Raw genomic sequence first — 9010 nt, 5'->3', positions numbered from 1 at the left:
ACTTTCTTGAATTCCTATTATTCTATCAGCTTTTATACCAAACTTATCGTTCTTCTTTATATGAATCTAATTTTTTAAATCCATTTATTGCATATCTTCCTTGCTTTGCATTTATGCAACGGCCTTTTATAATTAATTATCCCTAGAAAAGGCCACGATATTATTGTATCATCACCTAGCTTTCAATAATAAAAAATTGTATGAATAATAAAAAAAGAGTTTTCTCAGGAATACAGCCAACTGGCAAAATAACAATAGGTAATTATCTGGGAGCAATTAAGAATTGGGTGGCAATGCAACAACAATATGATTGTTTGTTTTGTATAGTCGATTTGCATTCACTGACCTCAAATTTTAATCCACAGGAATTGCAGGAAAATATTAGATATAATATTGCACTTTATATTGCAGCTGGTCTTAATCCAGATAATGTAACTATATTTCGTCAATCAAAGATTTCTGAGCATTCTGAGCTTACTTGGATACTCAGTTGCTTTACACAAATGGGATGGCTCAATAGGATGACTCAATTTAAAGATAAAGCTGGAAAAAATAAAGAGACGGCCAATCTGGGATTATATTCATATCCAGTTTTAATGGCAGCAGATATTTTGCTTTATAATGCTAATATTGTTCCTGTTGGAGAAGATCAAAAGCAACATATAGAGCTTACTAGAGATATTGCAATTTCATTTAATAAGAAAGTAGGTAAAGAAATTTTTACAATTCCTGATGTTGCAATAGATTCTAAAGCAAAGAGAATTATGAGTTTAAAGGATGCTTTTAAAAAAATGAGTAAATCTGATCCATCTGACCTTTCTAGAATAAATATGTCTGATAATGAAGAATTAATAAGAAAGAAAATTCGTAAAGCTAAAACAGACGATGCTCCAGGCATTAGCTATAATCCAACCGATAGACCTGAAATTTCAAACCTCATAGACATATATTCGTCTTTTACGGAGATTGATGTTAATAAAGTTGTTAAAAATTTTGAATTAATGAAGAATTCTGAATTCAAAGAGGCTTTAGCTGATGTTATTATAAAGAAAATCTGTCCAATTCATCAAAAAACGATTCAAATCATGGAAGATAAAAAATACCTTGAAGAAATCGCAAAAAATGGAACAATGAAAGCGAAAGCTATTGCTGAAAAAAATATCAGCATAGTTAAGCAAATTATTGGTATTAGTTAATTATGTCATTATGCATTGTAGATGGGTATAATTTTATATTTAGAGCATTTCACTCTCTCCCTCCATTAACAACTTCTAACGATATACCAGTTGGTGCTGTTTATGGTTTCATTAATATGCTTGCAAAGCTTATTGAAGACAATGATTGTGAAATGCTTGCAATCGCACTTGATAGTGGAAAAAAAACATTTAGGAATGATTTTTACCCAGAATACAAAGCCCATAGAGAGGAGCCAGATGAAGCGTTAAAAATACAATTTCCAATTATAAGAGAGGCAATTGAGGCATTTGGGGTAAAAGCAGTGGAGGTGCCAGGTTTTGAAGCTGATGATATAATTGCTACGTATACTAAAATTGCTCTTAATAAAAATTTTAAAGTTAGGATTATCAGCTCAGATAAAGATTTGATTCAACTAATGCAAAATAATGTTGAAATTTTTGATCCACTTAAGAAAAAGTACATAACCCCAAGTTTAGTTTTAGAGAAATATGGGATTAAACATTCTCAAATGACAGATTATCTTTCACTTACAGGAGATGCGTCAGATAATATCCCAGGAGTTAAAAAAGTAGGGCCGAAAACTGCAATAAAATTACTCAATCAATTTGAGACTCTAGAAAATATTTACAGCAACCTTGAGATAATTGAACCAATAAGAATAAAAAACTTACTTGAAGATTCAAAAAACGAAGCTTTTTTATCAAAAAAATTAGTTACACTAGATGAAAATGTTTACCTACCTTTCGATATTGAGCAACTTAAATTTAAGATAGTGACTCAGGATAAGCTTGCTAATTTTTTAGATAAGTATGAGTTTAAATTACTTAATACAAATAAGCTAATGTCTTTAAAAAATCAACCATCTCCTGTTATAAATTCAGTTGAGACAAAGGTTATTACAATAAATGAATTATGGAAAATATATCCTGAAATTGAAAAATTTGGAAAATTCTATTTTTATTTTAACAGTGATATATTTTCATGTTATTTTGGAAGCTATCTATACAATATTAATTTATCAAATCAGTTAAATTTACTTTCTTTTGACGACGAAGGTTCTAGTAATAATAATCTTTATGATATATTAAACTGCCTTAAAAAGGTTTTTGAAGAAACTTCTATTACGAAAGTGTGTTTTGATGCAAAATTAGTCATTCATTTATGTATTAATAAAGGGATTAAATTTAGAAACTTTGATGATATTTCACTACTTGCATATACATTGCATACCGGTAAGCAAAAAATTAATTTTGAAAATCTGAATAATTTTTATAATCTAAACTATAAAAATCATGATGCATTTTACATCTTCAATCTTCATAAAATTTTAAAGGTCCAACTTGCAGATGAAAGAAAATTTGAAATATATGAAATCATTGAGAAGCCACTACTTTTATTATTGGTTAAGATTGAAAATAAGGGAATAAAAATAGATAAAAGTATATTGATGGAGCTGGGGAAAGAATTTGAGGAAAAGATAAGTTTGTTGCAAGATGAAATTTTTCAATTATCTGGTGAAGAGTTTAATATTGGTTCACCCAAACAAATTGGTGAAATACTTTTTGACAAGTTAAAATTAGAAGGTGGCAAGAAGGCCAAAAAAAGCGATGGCTATATCACAGATGCTGAAACACTTGAGAAGCATGCAGCTTTAGGAATTCCAATTGCTAGAAAAATTTTAGAATGGAGACATTATTCCAAGTTAGTATCCACATATATAAATGCTTTGCAAAAAGCTATAAATAAGAACGATGGTAGGATACATACAACTTTTTCTCTAACCACTACATCAACTGGCAGATTATCTTCACACGACCCAAATTTACAGAATATCCCAATAAGAACAAGTGATGGAAATAGAATAAGGAAAGCCTTCATTGCTAAGGAAAATTACTCTATAATTTCTGGCGATTACTCCCAAATAGAGCTTAGAATATTAGCTGATATTGCAAATATAAAAAGTTTAAAAGATGCGTTTATCCAGAAGAAAGATATTCATAGTATAACAGCTAGTCAAATATTTGAAATTCCATTAGATAAAGTTGATTCAGAACACAGAAGAAAAGCAAAGGCTATTAATTTTGGTATTATATATGGTCAAAGTGCATATGGTCTTGCAAATAGTTTAAATATTGGAAGAGAAGAAGCTTTTTCATATATTGAATCATATTTTAAGCAATACCCAGGCATTAAGGAGTATATGGACACAACTATTGATTTTGCGAAAAAGCATGGATATGTGAAAACTTTGATGGGAAGGAAATGTTATATTGAAAATATTAATGACAGAAATTACAACCTAAGAAATTTTGCTCAAAGAGCTGCAATTAATGCACCCATCCAAGGAACTGCATCTGAGATAATAAAAAAAGCTATGGTAGATCTAGATCCAAATCTTCAGGAATTTTTGATCTTACAAATTCATGATGAGTTATTATTTGAAGTTCCAGATGAAATTATAAGTGATTGCTGTGTCAAAATTAAAAATATTATGATCAATACTTTTAAACTATCTATACCAATTGAAGTTGATATTTCTTATGCTAAAAATTGGTATCACACAAAATAATTAATCCTAAAAAATGCCTTTAGTATGATTTTCTCTTGCCTTTTAAGACGATTATTATTAAATGCTTTTTATCCCATTTTTTAATCTAAAATTGGCAGTTTTTTTCTTTTATAGCCATAACTTACGTCAATATAGAAAATTGATTTTAAAATTTTGCTTTCAAAGTCTTGAAAATAAACAATTGACATATATATAAGGTGCATATTTAAAGCTAATTATTTTTTGAGGTAAAAATGAATTTTCAACCATTACATGATAGAGTACTAGTTGAGAGACTAGAAGAAGAACACAAAACCAAGAGTGGCATTATTATCCCTGACACTGCAAAAGAAAAACCAATGGAAGGTAAAGTGATAGCAGTTGGATCTGGTGTAAAAGATGATAAAGGTCACATATCTCCTTTGGATGTGAAGGTAGGAAATAAGATTTTATTTGCTAAGTGGGGTGGTACAGAAGTGAAACTTGATGGCAAGGAATACCTTATCATGAAGGAATCAGATATTTTAGGAATAATTAAATCATAAATTTATAGGAGTTTAAAATGACAGCAAAAATGATTGACAAAGGAACACAAGCTAGAGACAAACTACTGAAAGGTATAAAAATAGTTGCTGATACTGTAGGTGTAACATTAGGGCCAAGAGGAAGAAATGTAGTAATCGAAAAATCTTTTGGTGCGCCAAAAATTACAAAGGATGGAGTATCGGTTGCAAAAGAAATTGAACTGGAAGATAAAGTTGAAAATCTAGGTGCACAAATTCTAAAAGAAGCTGCAAATAAAACTAATGATAGAGCTGGTGATGGAACAACCACTACTATTGTTTTAGCAGAAGCTATTGCAAGAGAAGGAGTTAAAGCTGTTACTGCTGGAATGAATCCAATGGATTTAAAAAGAGGCATTGAAGCTGCAAGTGAAAAAATTCTTAATGAAATCAAAAAGGCTTCTAAAAATATTTCTTCATCTGAGGAAATATCTCAAGTTGCTACTATATCTGCAAATGGTGATGCAGACATTGGAGAAAAAATTGCTAAAGCTTTTGAAAAAGTTGGTAAAGATGGCGTTATAACTGTTGAAGAGGCTAATAAAAGTGATATTTTTGAAGTAGAGGTAGTAGAAGGAATGAATTTTGATAGAGGTTATATTTCACCATATTTTGTTACCAATTCAGAAAAAATGACATGTGAATTAGAAGATGCACACATCTTAATATATGAAAAGAAGATCAGCAATTTACAGCAAATGATAAAACTTTTAGAGGAAGTTGTGCAATCATCAAAACCACTTTTAATCATTGCTGAAGATATTGAGGGTGAAGCTTTAGCTACATTGATAGTAAATAAACTAAGGGGTGGCTTAAAAGTTGCTGCAGTTAAAGCTCCAGGATTTGGAGATAGAAGAAAGTCTATGCTTGAAGATATAGCTGCTTTAACAGGAGCTCAACTAATTAGTGAAGACCTTGGGCATAAGCTTGAAAATGTTACTTTAGATGATCTTGGTAGTGCTAAAAAAATATTAATATCAAAAGATGATACCACAATTGTTAATGGTGCAGGTAATAAGTCTGATATCAAAGCTCGTTGCGATCAAATAAAATCTCAAATTGCTGAAGCTACATCTGATTACGATAAGGAGAAGTTGGAAGAGAGACTTGCTAAATTAGCAGGTGGAGTGGCTGTGTTAAAAGTAGGTGGAATCACAGAAGTTGAAGTAAAAGAAAAGAAAGATAGAGTTGAAGATGCTTACCACGCTACTAAAGCAGCAATTGCAGAAGGAATTGTTCCTGGTGGTGGATGTACTTTGTTGTATGCCTCAAAAGTGTTAAATGGAATGAAAGGTAAAAATGCTGATGAAACTGTAGGTATTGACATTGTTAGAAAAGCTCTATCATCTCCAATTCGTAAGATAATTGAGAATGCTGGCATGGAAAGTGCATTAATAGTTGAGAAACTATTAGAACAAAATAAACATACTATGACTTATGATGCTCAAAATCATGAAGTTATAGATGCGTTTAAAAAAGGTATAGTGGATCCTACAAAAGTAGTTAGAAATGCACTTCAAAGCGCTGTCTCTGTTGCATCGCTATTAGTTGCAACTGAAGCAACTGTTTGCGACGCTCCAAAAAAAGATGACTCAATGTCAGGTGGTGGAATGCCAATGGGTGGCATGGGAGGAATGGGTGGTATGGGAATGTAGTAATTCCGTACTTTCTATTTTCATTAAAGCTCCAGGAGAAAATCTTGGAGCTTTTTTTGTTCCATAAAATCAGTAAAAACAACATTGCATAATGCCTAAACATGATTTAATATGAACGCATGAAATCAATATCCATTTTTTAAAATTTTGAAATATAACCATAATGTTAAAGTATATAGCTAGAAAAGTTTTTGGTACCAGAAGCGAAAAAATATTAAAATCACTGAATCCAGTTTTAAATAAAATAAACAATTTTGAAAAGGAAATTAGCCCTCTTTCTGACGATGAGCTAAAAGCTAAAACTAAAGAATTTAAAGATAGGTTAAAAAATGGTCAAATATTGGATGATATAATTGTAGAAGCTTTTGCTGTTGTTAGAGAAACTGCTAAAAGGGTATTAGGAGAAAGGCACTATGACGTCCAAATTTTAGGTGGTTTGGTTTTGCATAAAGGAATGATTACGGAAATGAAAACTGGTGAAGGTAAAACGCTTGTTTCATCGTTGCCGGTGTACTTAAATGCTTTAACTGGTAAGGGAGTTCATGTTGTAACTGTCAATGACTATTTAGCAAAAAGAGATTCAGAATGGATGGGGAAAATTTACCAATTTCATAATCTAAGCGTTGGATGTTTAGTTAATAATACCCCTGAAGAAGAGAAAAAAAGAGTATATGAATGCGATATAGTTTATGGCACTAATAATGAATTTGGTTTTGATTATTTAAGAGATAACTTAAAGCATAATATTAATTCACTAGTACAAAGAGAATTCAATTTTGCAATTATTGACGAAGTTGATAGCATATTGATTGATGAAGCTAGGACACCTTTGATAATATCTGGTCCATCATTTAGCAGTCCAGAGCTGTATGTTAAAATAAATAACATTGCATCTTTATTACATGAAGATGATTATGAATTGGATGAAAAAAGTAAATCAGTACTTTTTACTGACAAAGGAAATGAGAGGGTTGAACAGTTAATAAAAGATTTAGGGCTTATAAAAAAAGATAGCGGTCTTTACGATATAGAAAACATGAATATTGTGCACCATTTAAATCAAGCGATTAAGGCGCATAAAATATTCAAATTAGATACTGACTACATAATAAAGGGTGGAAAAATATTAATAATAGATGAGTTTACTGGTAGAATCATGGATGGAAGAAGGTATTCAGAAGGATTGCATCAGGCGATTGAGGCAAAAGAAAAAGTCTCTATACAAGATGAAAACCAAACATTAGCTTCTATCACATTTCAAAATTATTTTAGAATGTATCCAAAGCTTGCTGGTATGACAGGAACGGCAATGACAGAAGCGCAAGAGTTGTTAAGTATATATAATTTGGAAGTTGTGCAAATACCAACAAATATACCTGTAACCAGGATTGACGAGCATGATGTAATATATAAAACCGAAAATGCAAAAAATGATGCAATACTTGAAGAGGTTAAAAAAGCTCATGATAAATTACAACCAATATTAATAGGTACTATCAGTATTGAAAAATCTGAGCATATATCTAAAATTTTAAGGAAAAATGGAATTAAACATAATGTGCTTAACGCAAAATTACATGAGCAGGAAGCTGATATAATTGCACAGGCAGGAAGGCTTGGTGCAGTTACAATTGCAACTAACATGGCAGGGCGTGGTACTGATATAAAACTTGGTGGAAATGAAGAAGTTATAATAAAAGCTAAATCTACGGGAAAAACTATATCTGATTCAGAAGTTGAATTAATTAAGCAACAAATACAACAAGATAGGAAAAAAGTTTTAGAAATTGGAGGTTTATTTGTAATTGGTACTGAGAGGCATGAATCTAGAAGAATTGATAATCAGTTAAGGGGAAGGGCAGGTAGGCAAGGAGATGCAGGAAGAACAAAGTTCTTTTTGTCACTGCAGGATGATTTGATGAGAATATTTGGCTCAGTTAAAATAGGAAATTTTTTAGGAAAACTTGGGCTTAAAGATGATGAAGCTATTGAGCATCCATGGATTAATAAATCATTAGAAAAAGCTCAGCAAAAGGTTGAATCAAGAAATTATGAAATCAGAAAAAATTTATTAAAATTTGATGACGTAATGAATGAACAAAGGAAGGTTGTTTATGAGCAAAGAATTAACATTATGAGAGAAGAAAAATTTGATGATATTATTGATGAAAAAGTGAAAATACAGAATAAATATTTGATAGACAAGTTTATACTAGATAAATCATATGAAGAAGAATGGGAAAAAAAAGAAATTTTACATGAAATTCATAGAATTTATGCAGTTGATTTTAATATTGAGGAAGGACAAAAAAAAGCTGAAATATTAAATAATCTAGATAATTTAACTGCAGAAATTTTTCAAAATAAAAGGAAACAGTTTGGTGATGAAGTGTTTAATGAAGCTTTGAAAAGAATTTTTCTTGTTACCCTAGATCAATTTTGGAAAGAGCATCTTCACTCTTTAGACAGATTAAAGGCAGGAATAAATTTAAGAGCATATGGACAGAAAGATCCATTGAATGAATATAAATTTGAGGCTTTTAAACTATTTGAGGATATGTTTTTAGAGCTTGATGAAAATATAATTTGTACATCTGCAAAAATCCAAATATCACACGAATTATCAAGTTTAGATGAGCTAGATTCCATGGACAATATTCATGAGAGCAAAAAAGAAGTTAGTTCCCTAATAGATAATCAAAAAATGGATTCAAATAATCCAAACACATGGGGTAAAGTTGCCAGAAATGAACCTTGCCCATGTGGCTCGAATAAAAAACACAAGCATTGCCATGGAATGATAATATAACCTGAGCTGGATTTAAGGAATGATGAGTAAATTTTTATCAGGTATACCATTGGTATTTCCTCATATTTTCAGATTGGAAAGTTTTTTATTAAAATTCCCAATTTATATTTTTCCTGACTTCATGCACTTTTTCGCTAGACAGCGCAATATTCCTGGGGTTTATTTTTTTCTAGGCACTACCACTTAAGTTTTTTTGTTAATTTAAATTTAGATTTTTAGAGTTGCTCTATACTAATTC

General features: G+C 30.7%; 5 protein-coding genes. All 5 read left to right on the top strand.

Features of this window, described 5'->3' with window-relative positions; all coding sequences use genetic code 11:
• Positions 1-200 precede the first annotated feature (200 nt).
• The 5 genes from trpS (at position 201) to secA (ending at position 8772) form a co-directional block, all read left to right on the top strand.
• Positions 201-1196, top strand: a complete 996-nt coding sequence (gene trpS / locus L8D11_RS01855) for a tryptophan--tRNA ligase (protein WP_236869978.1) — start codon at positions 201-203, stop codon at positions 1194-1196.
• Positions 1197-1198: 2 nt separating this feature from the next.
• Positions 1199-3766, top strand: a complete 2568-nt coding sequence (polA, locus tag L8D11_RS01850) for a DNA polymerase I (RefSeq protein WP_236869977.1) — start codon at positions 1199-1201, stop codon at positions 3764-3766.
• A gap of 233 nt (positions 3767-3999) precedes the next feature.
• Positions 4000-4290, top strand: coding sequence for a co-chaperone GroES (groES, locus tag L8D11_RS01845; RefSeq protein ID WP_236869976.1), 291 nt, complete (start codon positions 4000-4002; stop codon positions 4288-4290).
• Between the two features lie 17 nt (positions 4291-4307).
• Positions 4308-5963, top strand: coding sequence for a chaperonin GroEL (groL, locus tag L8D11_RS01840; protein WP_236869975.1), 1656 nt, complete (start codon positions 4308-4310; stop codon positions 5961-5963).
• A 163-nt stretch (positions 5964-6126) separates the two neighbouring features.
• Positions 6127-8772 (top strand): preprotein translocase subunit SecA, encoded by a 2646-nt coding sequence (secA, locus tag L8D11_RS01835; RefSeq protein WP_236869974.1) that lies wholly within the window; start codon positions 6127-6129, stop codon positions 8770-8772.
• The last annotated feature ends 238 nt before the right edge of the window (positions 8773-9010 follow it).

Source organism: Candidatus Bandiella numerosa, assembly GCF_021811875.1.
GTDB classification, from domain to species: domain Bacteria; phylum Pseudomonadota; class Alphaproteobacteria; order Rickettsiales; family Midichloriaceae; genus Aquirickettsia; species Aquirickettsia numerosa_A.
This window is presented reverse-complemented; position numbering and strand designations above follow the sequence as displayed.